The following is a 16,805-nucleotide window of genomic DNA, read 5'->3' on the forward strand; positions in this document are numbered from 1 at the left end:
GGGGCTCCTTGGGTACTGCACTCAGAACGGATACTGCGCGCGAACGCTCAGACCGGGGTGACGTTCTCCGCCTGCGGGCCCTTCGGACCCTGCGTGACGTCGAAGCTCACCTGCTGGTTCTCTTCGAGGGAGCGGAAACCGGTCGCGTTGATTGCGGAGTAGTGGACGAAAACGTCGGGGCCGCCGCCTTCCTGGGCGATGAAACCAAAGCCCTTTTCGGCGTTGAACCACTTCACGGTTCCGGTAGCCATAAGCCCTCCTTGGGCTCAAAGGGTCGCCCTGCTCCAGAACCTGCAAGTGTGATAACGAAATCGCCGCACAACTGCATACGTCTGAAAACGACCAGAGCCCGCGGTCACATGCTCCGCAGGCTCTGTACTGCAAGGGAAACCAAACTGCAACTTGCTGGCGAGCCTAGCATGTGGGCCGCCGAATGCAATAGAGGTCAAGATCACTTCACCCGGATGTTTGAAGGTTCTGGTGAGAGGTTGACGCACCGAGATCGGCAGACCCTCACAGAAGGCCGGCGGGGACTGCGCCAATCGGGGTCGTCGGGATCGTGGCGGGGGTTTGGGGCGCGGCCGCGGAGTGGAGGCGGGGGCGACGGCGGAGCGTCCGGGGCGAGTCGGGTGTGGCGTGGCGGTGGCGGAGTCCGTGGCGAGCCGGGTCACGGGGTGGCGGCGCGGGTGTCCAGGACGGGTGTCCGGGGCGGGCCGGCCAAGGAGTGGTCATGACGGAGGCGGCGGGGGCCGCGGCGAGGGTGGCGGGGGCGGCGGGGGGAGCGCGCCGCGCAGGGTCTAGCCTCCCGATGTGGACATTTCTCGCACCCGGCCGCGCGTCGGCCACATCCAGTTCCTCAACTGCCTGCCCCTTTACTGGGGGCTCGCGAGAACCGGCACGCTCCTCGACTTCGAGCTGACGAAGGACACCCCGGAAAAGCTCAGCGAGCGGCTCGTGCGGGGAGAACTCGACATCGGCCCGGTCACCCTCGTCGAGTTCCTCAAGAACGCGGACGATCTGGTCGCCTTCCCCGACATCGCCGTCGGCTGCGACGGCCCGGTGATGTCGTGCGTGATCGTCTCGCAGGTCCCGCTGGACCGGCTCGACGGCGCGCGGGTCGCCCTCGGGTCGACCTCCCGCACCTCCGTACGCCTCGCCCAGCTCCTGCTGGCCGAGCGGTACGGGGTGACCCCCGACTACTACACCTGCCCGCCCGACCTGAGCCTGATGATGCAGGAGGCGGAGGCGGCGGTGCTCATCGGCGACGCCGCCCTGCGCGCGAACCTCCACGACGGCCCGCGCTACGGACTCGACGTGTACGACCTCGGGCAGCTGTGGAAGGAATGGACGGGACTGCCGTTCGTCTTCGCGGTCTGGGCGGCCCGGCGCGACTACCTCCGGCGCGAGCCGGACATCACCGGCAAGGTGCACGAGGCCTTCCTGGCCTCCCGCAACCTCTCCCTCGAGGAGGTCGGCAAGGTCGCCGAACAGGCGGCCCGCTGGGAGGCGTTCGACCAGGAGGTCCTGGAGCAGTACTTCACCACCCTCGACTTCAGCTTCGGCGCCCCGCAACTGGCCGCGGTCGCCGAGTTCGCGCGGCGCGTCGGCCCGACGACCGGCTTCCCCGCGGACGTGAAGGTGGAGCTGCTGCGGCCGTAGCGCACTACCCTGCTGTGAGGCGTAAGGGGGAGGGGGAAGCGCCATGCAGCCGCTCGAAGAGGACGAGCCCGCCACCGTGGGCCCCTACCGGCTGCTCGGTCGGCTGGGCTCCGGCGGCATGGGCCGTGTCTACCTGGGCCGCAGCGCGGGCGGCCGCACGGTCGCGGTGAAGATCGTGCACCCGCACTTCGCGCTCGACGAGGAGTTCCGCGCCCGGTTCCGCCGCGAGGTCGAGGCCGCGCGCAGGGTGGGCGGTGCCTGGACCGCGCCGGTCCTGGACGCCGACCCCGGGGCGCCGGTGCCATGGGTGGCCACCGCCTACGCGGCCGGCCCCTCCCTCGCCGCGGCGGTCGCGGACGCCGGCCCGCTGCCCGGGCACTCCGTACGGGCATTGGGGGCGGGCCTGGCCGAGGCGCTGGCGGCAGTGCACGAACTCGGCCTGGTGCACCGGGACGTGAAGCCGTCCAACGTGCTGCTCACCCTCGACGGCCCCCTGCTGATCGACTTCGGCATCGCCCGTGCCACCGACGGCACCGCGTCCCTGACCTCGACCGGCGTCTCGGTCGGCTCGCCCGGCTACATGTCGCCCGAGCAGATCCTCGGCAAGGGCGTCACGGGCGCGGCGGACGTCTTCTCGCTGGGCGCGGTGCTGGTGCACGCCGCGACGGGCGAGCCCCCGTTCCGGGGCGACTTCTCGGCGGCGCTCCTGTACAAGGTCGTCCACGAGGAACCAGAACTGGGCTCCTTGGCGGGAGACTTGCGGGACCTCGCGGCAGCCTGCCTGGCCAAGGACCCCGCTGCCCGCCCAGGCCCCGGCGAGGTGGCCCGCCGCCTCGCCCCCGAGGGCGCCTCCCGCCTGATCGTGGCCGGCTGGCTCCCGTCCCGCCTGGTCGAACAGGTCAGCCGCAGCGCCGTATCGCTCCTGAACCTGGAGGCAACGGCGCCGGACCCCCCGGCCCAGCCGCCGTCCGGCCCACTGAATTTCAGCAGGATCTCGGTCCCGGGCCCACCCCCCAAAGCCACGGACGATCCCCCGCGGCCCGCGGATGCCGTACCCGACGGCGGGTTCGACCCGTCCTTGCCGGGCCCTTTCCCCGGGGCGGTCACCGGTGAGCGCCCGCGGCCTGCGGATGCCGTACCCGGCGGCGGGTTCGGCCCCTCCCTGCCCGGCCCTGTGACCGGACCCGCCACCGGTGAGCGCCCCCAGCCCGCGGAAGCGGCACTCGGCGGTGGGTTCGGGCCCCCGCCCTCCATGCTGGCCTCGCCGCCTCCATCCCTCCCCGCGCGGGAGGACGCGCCCCCGCAGGGGACGACCGCTCCGGTCACCGCCCGCGGCCGGTTCTCCGTCACCGTGGCCGGCGGTGCGGCGCCCGGCGCCGACGGCCGGGGCCGCCGCCTGAGCTGCACCATGGTTCTCGTGGTCGCCGGCGCGCTGGCGGTGGTGACCACCGGTTCGGTGCTGGGGCTGCTGCCGTTCCGGGACGGCGGCGAGGACAGCGCCGGCGGGACACCGCCACCGGCCGCCACAGCGAGCGGCGACCACCGCTCCACCGGACCGACGACCACCGGCTCGCCCGTCCCCGCCCGCTACCTCGGCACCTGGGAGGGCCAGGGCACCGCCCTCGACGGCACCCTGCCCCTCGGCGACTTCCGGCTGACCGTCCACCAGGCCGCCGTGGGCCAGGAGTTGGGCAGCCTCCGCCAGACGGACCAGCTCGGCGGCATCTGCGACGACGTGCTCACCCTGAAGCAGGTGACAAGCACCCAGCTGGTCGCAGTCTCCCGCGGTGCCAGGACCAACCACGCGGGCTGCAACCCGGCCCCGCACACGGTCCGCCTCACCCCGGTGGGCGACGACATCAAGTACACGGCGGACAGCTCGGCGGAGGGAAACCCGGTGGCGCGGCTGTCGAGGGTCAAGTAACTCCGGGCCAGGGCGAATCGAACCAGTCTCCCCGCCAGTGCCCCAGGGATCTTTTCCGCCTCCGCTGTCACTACTGTGTCTGCTACAGCGAACGACAGCACGCCAACCGCTCAAGCCACAGCGCAGTACAGGGCAACACGGAAGGACGGACAAGCCCTGCGGGACGTTGCCGAAGCACACAGTGCGCGCCTTGGCGGCCGGACTCGCCGCGGCTCACGGTGATCCGCGCCCATTCATTCGTGGCGAACGACGTGAAAACCCTAAGGGCTGTGAGACGTCATCGGACGGGAGCGGCAACCCGGGCTGCCACTAGTCTCCGTCAGCTGTATCAACGAATGTGGCCACAGAGGCCAACGGGGAGGAACACCAGCATGCAGACGCTAGTCACGGTCGTGCGCGAGGGCGGTGAGCCGCACGACGTCGTGGTCACCACCGACGACACGGCTACCGCCGGAGACGTTGCGGAGGCGTTGGGGGCGGCTTTCGACCACCCGGTGCACCCGCCCGGTGGAACCCGGGGAAACGTCGTGCCGATGCCCGGCAGATCCCCTGCCTCCCTGCCCGGCTACGACGCCGCGGCATGCGGGACGTTGTCGCTGTGGGCGGACGGCGTCCCCTGCGACCAGGGCGCCCCCGCGGTCGCCGTGCTGCGCGACGGCATGCGCGTCTCCGTCGACGACTCGATAGGCCCACTTCTTCGCCGGGGCGAGCCGGTTGGTCAGTACGAGCTCAGGGTCTCAGCCGGCCCCGCGTCGGGCCGGGTGATCCGGCTGGGTGTCGGTGTGGCCACCGTCGGATCGGCGCCCACCTGCTCGCTCTCCTTGCCGGACGCCGCTGTGCCGCCGGTCGCGCTCCGGCTCACCATTGATGTGCGGGGCAACGCCACACTCAGCCCTGAGGGCAGCACTGGTGTGCGACTGGACGACGATTCGGTGGGGGCAGGGACCACCTGGCCGTTCGGCGGTGTCGTACGCGTCGGCGATTCACTCGTGGTACTCGACAAAATGTCCGAGCCCGACGCACATCTGTCCCCGATGAGCGAAGGCGGCCTGGCCTACAACCGTCCCCCGCGCCTTTCTTCACTGCGCCCCCGGCGGCGGCTCGTTGTGCCGGTGCCACCCACGAAGGGAGAGCGGGCACGCTTCCAGTTCCTCATGGCGTTCATGCCCCTGCTCTTCGGGCTGGGCATGTACTTCGTCACCAAGCAGATCTACATGCTGGCGTTCTGTCTCATGAGCCCGCTGATGATGGCGGGCCAGTGGCTGAGCGAGAACCGTGAGGGCAAGAAGAAGCACAAGACCTCGCTCAGGCAATACAAGAAGGACCTCGCCGCCCACCAGGCCGAACTGGCCGTGCTGGGAAAGGAGGAGCAGCGCGCTCGCCGCGAGGACACCCCCGATCCGGCCGAGATCCTGCTCTTCGCCACCGGTCCGCGTCGCCGCCTCTGGGAGCGCCGGCTCACGGACCCGGACGCGATGCAGCTGAGAGTCGGGGTCGGCAACCTGCCCTCCGACGTCGAACTCGTCCTCGCGAACGGCATCACCTCGTACGCCGAGGACGCTCCGGAGCCTCCGGTCCTGCCGGATGTACCGGTCACCCTCCCCTTCGCCCGGGTCGGGATCGTCGGCATCGCGGGCGACCGGACTCGAGCTCTCGCCACGGCACGGTGGCTCGGCGTTCAGGCCGCCGTCCTCCACAGTCCCCGGGACCTCTCGCTCGTGACGCTCGCCGCCACCCCGGCCGCAGGAGCCGAGTGGCAGTGGACGCACTGGCTGCCCCACACCAACCCCGATCAGGGACAGGACTGCGTCGCGTTGGTCGGCTTCGACTCGGAGGGCATCACCCGTCGGGTCAACGAGCTCCTCAACGAGCTGGCCCGGCGCAAGGCGGCCCGCGAGCAGAACAACATGACGGGTCAGCTGTACCCGGACCCCACCATCCTGCTGGTCCTCGACGGAGCCCGCCTTCTGCGCCGGGTAGCCGGCATGCCCCAACTGCTCACCGAGGGACCGCAGTACGGCATCCTCGCTCTCTGCATCGACGAGGACGAGCGCCTGCTGCCCGAGGAGTGCAAGGCTGTCGTGGCCTGGGCGGCCGAGGCAGCGCACCATGTGAGGGTGCGCGGATACGGCCTGGAGTCCGTCGGGGACGTGCTGGCCGACCAGGTCACACTGGAGTGGTGCGAACTGCTCGCCCGGTCCCTCGCGCCCGTACGTGATGTCAGCCGTGACGATGCCGACAGCAGCCTTCCCACCTCTGCCCGCTTGCTGAGTCTGCTGGGGCTGCCCGATCCCACGGGCATGGATGTGGAGCGGATCTGGAAGGCGGGTGGCTCGACCACAGCCGCGCCCATCGGCATCGCGGCAGATGGGCCGTTCGTGCTCGACATCCGGCGAGATGGTCCGCACGCACTTGTCGCGGGTACGACGGGTGCCGGTAAGTCCGAGCTTTTGCAGACGATCATCGCCTCGCTCGCCGTCGCCAACCGCCCCGACGCCCTGAACTACGTCCTCATCGACTACAAGGGCGGCAGCGCGTTCATGGACTGCGCCCGGCTGCCGCACACCGTCGGCATGGTCAGCGATCTGGACGCGCACCTGACCGAGCGGGCCCTGGCATCCCTCGCGGCCGAATTGCACCGCCGGGAGAAGATCCTTTTCGACGCGGCCGCCAAGGACATCGAGGACTACAACGACACTCGCGAGATCAGGCCCGAGCTCGAGCCGATGCCTCGGCTCGTCCTGGTCATCGATGAGTTCGCCTCGCTCGTAGCCGAACTCCCCGACTTCGTCGCAGGCCTTGTCGACATCGCTCGCCGCGGCCGTTCCCTCGGTGTGCACCTGATCCTGGCCACGCAGCGGCCGGCTGGTGTGGTCAGCGCGGACATCCGCGCCAACACCAACCTGCGGATCGCGCTACGGGTGACGGACGCGTCGGAGTCCATGGACGTCATCGACGCCCCCGACTCGGGCGCCATCGCGAAGTCCAGCCCCGGACGCATGTACGTTCGCTCCGGTGCTCAGTCCCTGGTGGGCGTGCAGTCGGCGCGTATCGGTGGCCGCCGCCCCGCCACGGGCCGTACCGGCCCCAAGGCGACGCTGCTCCACCTGCCCTGGAATGCCTATGGCCGCCCGCTGCCAAAGCCGGCGGAGTCCGAAACCGACGGCACCATGGTCACCGACTTGGCGGTCCTCGTCGACGCCGTGGCTGACGGCGCGCTGCGGATGGGCGTCGGAAAGCAGCGCAGCCCGTGGCTGGAGCCGCTGGCGCAGAAGGTGACGCTGGAAGAACTGGCCACATATGGTGAGGCCCCTTCGACTCAGAAGGCCTACGGCGAGGATGTGCCGCCCATTCCCTTCGGCCTGATCGACCTCCCGGCCCAGCAGAGCCGCAGGCCCATGGTCCTGGACCTCGTGCATGGCGAGCACACGATGCTGGTGGGCGGCGCACGCTGCGGGCGCTCGACAGCCCTGCGCACGCTGGCCGGCTCCCTGGCCCGCACCACCTCGCCGTACGACGTGCACGTCTACGGCATCGACTGCGGTTCCAACGCACTGCTGCCGTTGATGCGCCTGCCGCACGTCGGAGCAGTGGTCAGCCGCGACGAGCCCGACCGGGTGCGGCGCCTGGTCGACCGGCTGCTGGCCGAGATCGCGAGGCGTCAGCAACTGCTGGCCATGGAAGGTGCCTCCAGCGCCGCGGAACAGCGCGCAGCCGCAGCGCCGGAGGACCGGCTCCCGTGGATGGTGCTGCTCCTCGACAGCTGGGAAGGCTTCACCTCCGCCTTCGAGAGTTTCAACTACGGTCAGCTGATCGAGTTGATGCAGCGCATCTTCCGTGAAGGCTCCGCGGTGGGCCTGAAAGTGGTCATGACCGCCGACCGCAGCGGCCTGAGCGGGCATGTCTCCTCCGCCTTCGCCGAGCGGCTCGTTCTGCGTTTCGCCGACCCGAACGACTACTCCACGGCCGGCCTCCAGGCTCGCGAAGTGCCCAAGAACATGCCACCGGGCCGTGCTTTGCGCATCACCGACGTCGGTGTCGACGAGACCCAGATCGCCCTACTGGACGACGATCCCGCGGGCCAGGCCCAGGTCCGTGCGTTGCGAGCCATCGCGGAGGAGGCCGCGTCACGCCACGGCCGCTTGCCGGCCGGGCGCCGCCCCATGCGGGTGGACGCGCTGCCTTCCCGGATCACGGCCTCCGAGGCGCTGGCCCTGGACCCCGACTTCGCACCCCCGTCGCCACTGTGGGCACTGCTGGGTGTCGGTGGCGACGAACTGCGCCCCGTCGGGGTCGACCTGGAGGAGAACGGACCGGGCTTCGTCATCGCAGGCCCGCCGAAGTCCGGCCGTTCGACCCTGTTGAAGGCCGCCACCCAGTCACTCCTCGCGGCCGGTACCCCCGTGGTCGTCGTCACCCCGCGCCGTTCGCCGCTGCGTGATCTGGAGGGACGCGCCGGTGTCCTCGGATTCCTCAACGCCGACAGCCGGGAGGAGGACCTGGAGGAGCTGGTGGAGAACCTCGATGGAGGCCCGTACGCCGTCGTCGTCGACGACGCGGAACTCATCTACGACACTCGGCTCGACGAAGCCCTGGAGAGCGTGGTCCGCAAGGGCGGGGACGGGGGCATCGGACTCATCGCCGCCGGTATGACGGACAGCCTTTCGGGCCAGTACCGCGGCTTCGTCACAGAGGCCCGCAAGTCCCGAAACGGCTTGCTGCTAGCCCCTCAAAGCCCATCGGACGGAGAACTGTTCGGCATCCGGCTGCCGACGAACAGCGGGGGCGGACCGGCCGGCAGCGGGCTGTTCGTGTCGGGAGGCTCGTTCATGCCCGTCCAGGCCGTCATGAACGACTGACGACACGGCGGCGCAGGAGCCGGGATTCCGTCCGAGCGGACGGAGTCCCGGCCGCGCCTTGTCGGCCGGGACTTGCGGGGAAGTTGCCAAGCCTTAGTGCGCCTCATGCTTCGATCGGCGTACAACTCGTACGATGGGCAGATGGATTCGACGCAGCCGCCCCAGGAAACCCCGGATGTTCTGGTGCTGCCCACGATGACGGATCTGCCGCGAGACGAAGACGGTGCACCGGTCCTTGAAGGCACGGTCGATGTGATGCTCATTCCTCTGCGGACGGAGTCGGGCGGGGAGCAACTCGTCGCTCTCGCCTTCTCCACCGTGCCACGCTTGGTCGAGGCGCTGGGCGAGGAACAGCCGTGGGTCGCCCTCCCGGCCGACAAGCTGGAGGCGGTACTGCAAGGGTCGGGCGCCGGAGCAATTCTCATGGACCCGCGACTTCCTGGCAGTGCGGGGCATCCGACAGATGGTTGATCCGAACTTTTCGGGGATCAATCCCGCGAACCTCCTGAAGACCATCAACAACCTCGTGTCAAGCGGTAAGACCCTACATTTGGGCAAGAGTTCCTACTTCGGTCGATTCCAGAGATTCGGACTCGATACCGGCAGCCTGACTCAGATCGACCGGATCGCTTCCTGGGTCGACGACGAACTGCCCATGCTCCGTCGTCGCCAAGCTCTCGCCGAGGCCATGGAGTTCAAGGGAGTGGGGCCCAAGCCCACCATGGTCCAACTGCGCGAGCCGGTCTGGACCGTGCAGCAGGCACGGACGGAGGGCGCGGATCTGGCCAAGGAAGCCGACGGGCTCGCGGGGATGTCACCCGAGGAGGCCGGCCCGGAATTCCACCGCATCGCCGAGGAACTGGCGAAACACAAGGGTGATCCGGACTTCGCCTCGGCGTTCTACGCCAAGATGGACCCGAACCTCGTCAAGAACCTTCCCATGGCCATCGCTCTGTCCAACGCGCCGACGGCCGAGGAGGACGCCAAGACGTTCGGTGCCGCGTTCACTGCAGCGGCGAACGCCCTCAGCCCGGCGCCCGGATTCAACAAGGTGCTGGATCTCTTCCACGGTGACATCCCCGAGGATGAGCCGGGGGCGGTCTTCAACCGTGCGCTGATGCAGGGTGACGACCCCGACCTGTGGGACACCGCGTGGAAGCACCTGACGAAGGCAGTCACGGACCTGGGCGACCCCAAGGCGACGTGGACCGTGCACGCGGGGCTCGTGGCCGCCGTCATCGGCGTCCAGTCCAGCCTGGCGGACAAGTTCTGGGACGAGGCGGAGGAGTTCTCGAAGGCAGCCAAGGCGGCCTATGAGAAACGAATCAACGCCATGACACCCGCAGAGCGTGCACGGTTCAGGAAGGAGACGAGTTTCAACGCGAAGGCCTCCAAGGCAGCCTCCCGCGAGGCCGAGCGTGTCTTCTCCAAATACGGTATGGGCTCGCTGTCCAGGCTCATGGAGGCGTCGGTCGGGGATGGAGTCCGCTGGTTCGCTGACAGGATCCCGTTCATCAGGGCGGCGCCGGCGGGTGCGAACGCCGGATGGCTCGGAAAGATGTTCAGAGCGGGCGGGCGGGTTCCCTTGGTGGGCACACTGCTGACGGTCGGCGGTATCGCATACGACATCGAGGTCAACCACTCGGACCCGGATGTGGCCGTCGTTTCGAACGTCGCGTCTCTCGGAGCCGGAATGGCCGGTACCTGGGCCGGCGTGGCCGCTGTGGCGGCTTGCGGGGGACCGGTCGGCTGGGGTGTGGCAGCAGGCATCGTGGTCGGTGCCGGGCTTGGTTACGCTGCCTACTATGCCCTGAACACCGATACCGGCAAGAAGGCCGTGCACGCCGTCAGCCATGCGGCCTCGGAGGTCGGCAAGGGAATAGGCCACGCAGCCAAGAAGTTCGGTGGCTGGCTAGGGCTTTGAGACGGAGAAGCGTTCTCGTGGGAAAAAAGAAGCGGTCGCGGGATGACTGGACGCCGCCACCGAAATCCGCCGAACGGCTGGCCGCCGAGGCCGAGTTGCGCAAACTGCGCGCCGGTGAGCGGCAGACGCCACTGCCGCAGCGACGGCTTGTCGCGGCCATCTTCCTCATGGCTGTGGCTGCCTTCGGAGCCTTCCTGGTGCTCTGGCTTCCCTCGCACTCGCTCGTGGACGACCTGCGTTCCCGAGGAGTGTCCGTCGCCGCCGAAATCGTGGCCTCGCCGCGGGACAGGTTCGGCAGTCCGGGAAACATCAGGATCCGATTCGCCGATCCCGAGCGCGGGGCGCAGGAGACCGCTCTCAGCGACTGGGGAGGAAGGCGTCCTGCCGGTCTGGTCGAGGGTTCCTCCGTGTCTGTGACCTATGACCCTCGGGATCCGAGCAGGGTGCTGACGACGAAGTGGGTGCGGAGCCCGCCGGCCATGACGCTGCCCATGCTGGTGTCGCTGGTGCTGGCGCCGGTTCTGCTGGCTGGTGCGGTCTTCCTTGCGATACGGCGTCGCATGGTGTTGAAGGCATCAAAGGCTGAAAGGTCACACGGATGACGGATTCCGAACCTGAAGTCGCGAACCCCAGAAAAGCGGACCTGGAGAAGTTGCGCCGCGACCTCGCGAGAGACGTCGAGTCCTTTGCCAAGGCGCTGCAGGAGCCGACACGGGACATCGGCGGCGACAAGGTCTGGGTCGGGAAGAACGCTCGCGCCTGGCATCGGGAACTGGAAGGCCGCCACAAGAAGCTGGGTGAAGAGGTGGGCAAGCTGCTCCCCATTGTGGACGCCGCCATCCGTAACGAGCCCGACAAGGTCTCGGCGGCCGAAGCCCGGCTGTACCAGAAGGGCGTCTGATCCTCCGGAGCGCGTACACGCACCACCAGTGCCCGGACCCCAGGCCGTCGCGGCCGGGGTCCGGGCACTGGCGAAATGCGCCACAAGCAAGGGCCGCCTGGGATCAGGTGGCGCGCTCGATGTTGTCGGCGCTCGTGTTGGCCGACTTGCTGGCGTCGTGCAGGGTGTCGACCCACTTCGAGAACGTCGGTTTGACTTCGTGCCAGTCCTGGCGGAACCGGTCGGCCTTCGGCCCCTTCCAGTAGCTCTCGCTGCTGCCCGTCGCCGAGTCCAGTTCCTTGATCAGCACCTGCAGATCGTGGGACTTGCGGGCGTAGAGCTTGGAGAGCTCCCGAAGCCGATGGAGATCTGCACCGCGATCCATAGCGATCCTCCCCGTTGGTTCAAAGACAAGCGGACTGTCCGTTTGCAACAGTGGACGCTACCTCACCATCCGTGGTCCTCGTCCAGCACTGCGGGAGATGGGGCCTTCTGGTGAACGAACGGTGATGGTCCGGCTCATGGGGTCGGGCGGGGTGAGTGAGGCAGCGTCAGCAGGCTGAAGTCCTTGGTCAGCGGGAGAGGCTGCTATGGCAAATCCTGATATTCAGGAACTCAACCGTCGTGCCGACCAGTTGATGTCTCCGACCGACCACATCGACTCGCTCGTCGACAGTGCCAAGTAGCACGCGACCGTGGAGATGAAGTCCTGGTCGGTCCCGAACGCGGTCCACGTGCGCGTCAGGCTGAAGAGGTGGCAGACGACGTGCGGCACGGTTGCGAGGGCGCTGCGGGACGAGGCGCACCAGTGCACTCAGGACGCCAAGGACTGGCAGGAGAAGAGGAAGTGAGTCGGCGCCGCCGGCTCAGGGGAGGAACCCAGACCAGCCCATCATGCCGGGTCATACGATGACCACCTGGAAGAGTGAGCGGCCGACGACCAGGCCGGAGACTGAACTGCACATGGCCACATCGCGCCGGTGGCCCGGCACCGTGGCCGCCGTGATCGTCACTCCATCAGCGATAGCCGGTTGTTCGTGGCTCGCACAGAATCAGGGGACGCTCGGCTCTCCTCGGAATGGCAACGGACGCCAGGCGATCGTTCAATAAGGTCATGGTGGCGGGCGAAAGCTCACCCGTTGCGTACCAAGGCGTACGCGAACACGAGCCGCCGGTCGATCCACCCGGCCCTGATCAGGAACGAGCGATGTCCCTGGGACGTCATCACCAACTCATCATTGGCTCGCCACTCCAGAGGCCGCTGAGGCGATGAGTGGTCACCTCCCTCCGTGCCGAGGTCGGCCACACCCTGGACGACGCTCGTGAGGAACTTGCCTGCTCCCCGCTGAACGATTCCCTTGGCGCCGCCCTTCGCCCACTCGTGGCAGCTCACGATGGTGGGTCGCCCAGGATGCTCGATGTACCACTCCGGTTTCAGAGCCCGCCTGAGAGCAGCGGCTGTACGAATCGAGCCGATCACATGTCCGTCGCCATCGTGGACTTGGAAGTATCGTTCTCCGTTCCTGTCTTCCGGCGCGGTCAGGCAGCAGAGAAGTCTCTGTCCTTCAGGATCCTCGAACAAGCGGAGATCTCCGGGCGTGGACGTTGAGGACTGGGACTCTGGCGGAAAGAACGCGCACGGTGCGAAGACGCGGTGCATGCCACCACCACTAGGAACACGGAAGGCGGGCGGTCCGTGGACGGCGTACTTCCGGCCACCCGCAGCCGGACGTTCCTCCGTCCCTATCACGAACTCCCACGCGTCCTCCCAGTCGACGGGCTGCACGGGCGCCTCTTCGACCTTCCTGCTCCTGCTGAACGCCATACCTGACTCCTATCCCGCTTGTACGACCTGTAGCGGCTTGAACGAGGACAACTTGCTGGATACGCCTAGCCGGGGAGGCCTGGTGAAGGCTTCGTCGAGTTTGTCCTGAACGCCGCCTCGACCGTCCAGAAGCTTGGCGAGTTGCTCCACGGCCTCCGGATTGACGGCCCTCACGTCCCGTCCCCCTGAGGCTGCTTGCGTCGCTGGTACCGGAGTGGCCGCGGGCGGGCCTCATGCCCTACGTGTGCTTGTCATGACGCGGATCAGGAAATCGACACGAACAGCCAGGTGCACGCACTGCTCACCTGTCGCCCACCAGAGCGAAGGCGAAGGCCAGCCGACGGTCCACCCAGTCCTTCCGCACCCGGACTTCCGCGCTGCCCTCTGAGATCATCACGACCTCTTCATCGGCCCGCCACTCCAAGGAGCGGCCCTTGCTCGCTGTGTCACCGTCGCCGGGATTCAACAGGTCATCGACGAGGCCGTTGACGAAGCGTCCCGCCGCACGCCCGGCAATGTCCCTCGCGCCGCCACTGGCCCACTCGTTGCGTCCGACGATCTCCGGGTGTCCTGGCTGGTCGATACGCCAGGTGTGCTTGAAGGGTCGCTTCGGAGGGATCCGCCGGAGGGTGCCGATTGCCTGCCCTTGTGGGTCTCGGACGACGTAGTGCCGCTCGCCGTTCACCTCCTGCGGCTCCTCGACGAAGCAGAGAAGGCGTTGCGCGTCGGGATCTTCGTACAGCGTGAAGTCCGGACGTGAAGGAAGATGCGGTAGGGATGACGATCCCAAAAACGCGCATGGTGCCAGAACCGGCAGATGCTTGGAGCCCATGGGCACACGAACGGCGGGCTTGCCCGACACCACCCGGGACCGCTTGGGTGACAGGGGCCGTTCCACCGACCCCACGACGAACCTCCAGACGCTCTGCCACGCGACAGGCTCCACAGGTGGCTCTTCCGCTGCCTTCGCCTTGCTGCTCCTGCCGAACGCCATCCCCGACTCCTGTCGCGACCTGTGCATCAGAGAACGGCACGACTGTAGAGGAGCCGTCGAATCCGGCGGGGCCGAGCCTGCTGAGCCGAATCTCCCACGGTGCCGGACGACTTGGGCGCGGTTCATTGTCGAGGTCGGTACAGGTTGCGGTGACCGGCTCAAGTCGGGACAGTGCGTCATGCTGGTGGCCGACCCGCAGGGCTGGTTCGCCCCGCGGATGGGCACGGATGTTGCCGGCACGTCCTCGCCTCGAGTGTGGATCAGTGGCGGGTTGCTCGTTTCGATGGAGGCTTTCATCCTGTACGGGTGCCTGCGGCGGCAGGCGTAGCTCGTCCCGCTCCCCGCCGTCAGAACCAGTTCATCGGATTCACATTGGACTTGGCGATGCTCTTGCCCAGGTCCTTCGTGTTGCTTCCCACCCGGCCGGCAGCCTGCCCCACGCCCTTCTTGATGTCTTTCCAGTGCTCGACGACCTTGGCGCCGAAATAGATGACGCAGGTTCCCAGCCGCGCCGATGATTGTCCGCCGGCGGATTGAGCGCAAGTAAGCTTGTCGGCGGATTACTTGTCTCCAACCAGAGCGAAGGCGAACGCTAGTCGGCGGTCGATCCAGTCCGTCTGAATCCTTACCTTTGCGCTACCCTCCGATGTCATGACGACCTCGTCTCCGGCCAGCCATTCCAAAGCCCGGTCCTTAGAGGTTCGCTTTTGGTCCGTGCCCGCATAGAACGCGCTGTCCACTGCTTCGAAGGCGGCGCGTATGGCTACGCGCGCAACTGCCTGCCCCGCAGTTCCGCTGGCCCATTCGTTACGGCCGATGATGGTGAGATGGCCGGGCTGGTCGATTCGCCAGGTGTGTTTGAAAGGGCGCTTCGGTGGGATGCGGCGAAGGATTCCGATGACCTCTTGCTGTGAGTCGCGCACGACATAGTGTTGTTCCCTGTTTACTTCCTGGGGCTCCTCGACGTAGCACAGTAGATGCTGGGCGTCGATGTCCTCGTAAAGCGTAAGTTCAGGGCGAGATGGGGGAAGTGGGATGGACGATGAACCCAGGAACGCGCACGGGGCGAGGGCAGGGCACTCGCTGCTGCCAGTTGGCACGCGCACGGCTGGTTTACCCCACACCGAACGCATCCGCTTTGGCGACTTGGGGCGCTCGACGGAGCTGATGACGAACTCGCTCACGCTCGCCCACGGCGTGGGCTCCACCGGCGGTTCCTCCGCTGCCTGCACCCTCTTGCGCCCACCGAATGCCACTCGTGCCTCCAAGATCAGCGGTGATGAAGTGCCCGCTCGACTGTACCTATGCCGAAAATGCCGGCGGACCACCGCGGTTGCGGCAGCGACGGGCCGACGCGCAGGTTCGAGGTCAACCCGCCCCGTGCATTTTCCTATCCATCTCTGTCTGCTTCTGCCGCGCCCTCTCCACCAGTTGGTTCTCCTCGGCCGGGAACGAGTCGAAGAGCGCGCGAAGCCGTTTCATGCGGCCCTCGTGCTCGACGCGCCAGTTGTCAGCCTTCTTGCCGATCCAGGTATTCGGCATCATGTTCTCGACGTTCGCCATGGCGGTGCGAATGCTGCTGACCGCACTCTCGATCGCGTTCATGTCCTGACGGCACATGTAATCCAGGCGGTCTTCCTGTGGTATCCCCATGAGCGCACCTCTATTTTGTTGCAACTTTCAGGACAAATGGAGCGTTGCCCGCCATGATGAGACCCTCGGGCGAATAGGCCACTGCCCATGGCATCGGGCAAGGGAGCCTCAAAGAGTCCACCAAGCTCCCTTCTTTGCACTCGGAGTGAGAGGTCCGATGTGCAGCCTTGGCCACGAGCTTCGCTTTGCCAGAGGTCATGTGAAGGACATAATCGGCCGATTGGCCTGCAGCTCGGACGAAGACTCCGTCCCTGTCGTCTCCGGTCATCCATGTCACGTCGAGTCCGGCCGGTTCCTCCGACACTCCTGTGATCCGCTGAGGGAGGGCAAGTTTCGCGGTGGATCCGTCCTGGTGAATGGCCACGATTTCACCGAGCTTTTCGGATGCATGGGCAGCCGAGACGCGAGCATATACGGTGCCTGACTGATCCACGGCGCTTCCGTCGCCAATTACCCCATAGACGCTCTTACCGGATGTGTTTCGCTCGCTTGGCGCTTGGTAAACTCGTGTCAGACGCCCTCCCTTGAGCTGCCAGATCACGTCGCCTTCCGAGAACAGGATGGAGCCGTCGGGCCTAGCCCCAAAGGGATGGGGCAAGTAGTCGCTGAAGTGAAATTCCTTAGCCGCGGTGGTCGCCGGCACTGGCTGTCCGAGCTTCCTGGATCTGCCTGGAGCGCCGGCGAGGACGAAACTCTTCCCGTCGGCCTGCATTCGCAAGACTTGGCCGCCCTTGCCGACAATGAATGAGTTAGCGGACTGGGTGATCAGGCCGCCAGCGCCGTGTACCTCGTCGTCGAGAATGCTCTTTGCTTTGTGATTTTTTTCAATTACAACCAGCGACGCGCTCAGGCCGTAAACCTTCCCGTCGGGACCGGCGACCAGCCCGTCAGGAGTGCCAGCGAAGCCAAGCCAGGCACTTCCCGCACTCCCAGTGTGCCCCGCATCAGCGTTGAGTAGCACCTCGGTCTGCCCATTGACCGGCTGCTTCCACTTGTCGTCGCTGTGCCCCAGACAGCCTTCCGAAGCGAGCAGGACGACCGCGGCCGCTCCGGCTGCCAGCCACCCTCTACTGCGTCGCGTCACGGT

General features: G+C 67.3%; 15 protein-coding genes and 1 pseudogene. 8 read left to right on the forward strand and 8 right to left on the reverse strand.

Annotation, left to right across the window (positions count from 1 at the left end; genetic code table 11):
* Window positions 1-47: 47 nt before the first annotated feature.
* On the reverse strand, window positions 48-251 hold the full coding sequence (locus ACIOWN_RS23510) for a cold-shock protein (RefSeq protein ID WP_004984723.1): 204 nt from the start codon (window positions 249-251) through the stop codon (window positions 48-50).
* A gap of 559 nt (window positions 252-810) precedes the next feature.
* Between ACIOWN_RS23510 and ACIOWN_RS23515 the strand changes: the two genes are divergently transcribed.
* The 7 genes from ACIOWN_RS23515 to ACIOWN_RS23545 all read left to right on the forward strand — a co-directional run bounded on the left by ACIOWN_RS23515 (window position 811) and on the right by ACIOWN_RS23545 (window position 11,267).
* Complete coding sequence (locus ACIOWN_RS23515; protein WP_362355864.1) at window positions 811-1,659, forward strand: menaquinone biosynthesis protein; 849 nt, start codon at window positions 811-813, stop codon at window positions 1,657-1,659.
* A 43-nt stretch (window positions 1,660-1,702) separates the two neighbouring features.
* Window positions 1,703-3,583 carry a protein kinase gene (locus ACIOWN_RS23520; protein WP_401983285.1) on the forward strand — a complete coding sequence of 627 codons (1,881 nt, stop codon included), beginning with the start codon at window positions 1,703-1,705 and terminating at the stop codon, window positions 3,581-3,583.
* Between the two features lie 371 nt (window positions 3,584-3,954).
* Window positions 3,955-8,442: an FtsK/SpoIIIE domain-containing protein gene (locus ACIOWN_RS23525; protein WP_401983286.1), complete on the forward strand. Its 4,488-nt coding sequence runs from the start codon at window positions 3,955-3,957 to the stop codon at window positions 8,440-8,442.
* 141 nt (window positions 8,443-8,583) lie between these two features.
* Window positions 8,584-8,913, forward strand: a complete 330-nt coding sequence (locus tag ACIOWN_RS23530; protein WP_362355870.1) for an SAV_915 family protein — start codon at window positions 8,584-8,586, stop codon at window positions 8,911-8,913.
* Window positions 8,906-10,366, forward strand: coding sequence for a hypothetical protein (locus ACIOWN_RS23535; protein ID WP_401983287.1), 1,461 nt, complete (start codon window positions 8,906-8,908; stop codon window positions 10,364-10,366). Before ACIOWN_RS23530 ends, ACIOWN_RS23535 begins: the two co-directional genes overlap by 8 nt.
* Before the next feature lie 17 nt (window positions 10,367-10,383).
* The gene (locus ACIOWN_RS23540) at window positions 10,384-10,968 is read left to right on the forward strand and encodes a DUF3592 domain-containing protein (protein WP_401983288.1); all 585 of its coding nucleotides are present in this window, start codon (window positions 10,384-10,386) and stop codon (window positions 10,966-10,968) included.
* Entirely contained in the window at window positions 10,965-11,267 is a 303-nt protein-coding gene (locus ACIOWN_RS23545) for a hypothetical protein (protein WP_362355876.1), read from the forward strand. Before ACIOWN_RS23540 ends, ACIOWN_RS23545 begins: the two co-directional genes overlap by 4 nt.
* 103 nt (window positions 11,268-11,370) lie before the next feature.
* On the opposite strand, the gene ACIOWN_RS23550 is transcribed toward ACIOWN_RS23545, so the two are convergent.
* The gene (locus tag ACIOWN_RS23550; RefSeq protein WP_326803586.1) at window positions 11,371-11,631 is read right to left on the reverse strand and encodes a WXG100 family type VII secretion target; all 261 of its coding nucleotides are present in this window, start codon (window positions 11,629-11,631) and stop codon (window positions 11,371-11,373) included.
* 310 nt (window positions 11,632-11,941) lie between these two features.
* Between ACIOWN_RS23550 and ACIOWN_RS23555 the strand changes: the two genes are divergently transcribed.
* On the forward strand, window positions 11,942-12,097 hold the full coding sequence (locus ACIOWN_RS23555) for a hypothetical protein (protein ID WP_362355878.1): 156 nt from the start codon (window positions 11,942-11,944) through the stop codon (window positions 12,095-12,097).
* A 281-nt stretch (window positions 12,098-12,378) separates the two neighbouring features.
* On the opposite strand, the gene ACIOWN_RS23560 is transcribed toward ACIOWN_RS23555, so the two are convergent.
* The 6 genes and pseudogenes from ACIOWN_RS23560 to ACIOWN_RS23585 all read right to left on the reverse strand — a co-directional run bounded on the left by ACIOWN_RS23560 (window position 12,379) and on the right by ACIOWN_RS23585 (window position 16,802).
* On the reverse strand, window positions 12,379-13,071 hold the full coding sequence (locus ACIOWN_RS23560; RefSeq protein WP_362355880.1) for a hypothetical protein: 693 nt from the start codon (window positions 13,069-13,071) through the stop codon (window positions 12,379-12,381).
* Window positions 13,072-13,098: 27 nt separating this feature from the next.
* Window positions 13,099-13,245: pseudogene (locus tag ACIOWN_RS23565) on the reverse strand (PE-PGRS family protein); the annotation flags it as partial.
* A gap of 127 nt (window positions 13,246-13,372) precedes the next feature.
* The gene (locus tag ACIOWN_RS23570) at window positions 13,373-14,065 is read right to left on the reverse strand and encodes a hypothetical protein (protein WP_362355882.1); all 693 of its coding nucleotides are present in this window, start codon (window positions 14,063-14,065) and stop codon (window positions 13,373-13,375) included.
* 560 nt (window positions 14,066-14,625) lie between these two features.
* Complete coding sequence (locus ACIOWN_RS23575) at window positions 14,626-15,249, reverse strand: hypothetical protein (RefSeq protein WP_401983289.1); 624 nt, start codon at window positions 15,247-15,249, stop codon at window positions 14,626-14,628.
* A 184-nt stretch (window positions 15,250-15,433) separates the two neighbouring features.
* Window positions 15,434-15,718: a hypothetical protein gene (locus tag ACIOWN_RS23580; protein ID WP_362355886.1), complete on the reverse strand. Its 285-nt coding sequence runs from the start codon at window positions 15,716-15,718 to the stop codon at window positions 15,434-15,436.
* Between the two features lie 10 nt (window positions 15,719-15,728).
* Window positions 15,729-16,802, reverse strand: a complete 1,074-nt coding sequence (locus tag ACIOWN_RS23585; RefSeq protein WP_362355888.1) for a hypothetical protein — start codon at window positions 16,800-16,802, stop codon at window positions 15,729-15,731.
* Window positions 16,803-16,805 lie beyond the last annotated feature (3 nt).

The sequence above is a fragment of the Streptomyces sp. NPDC087787 genome, from assembly GCF_044743035.1.
GTDB lineage: Bacteria > Actinomycetota > Actinomycetes > Streptomycetales > Streptomycetaceae > Streptomyces.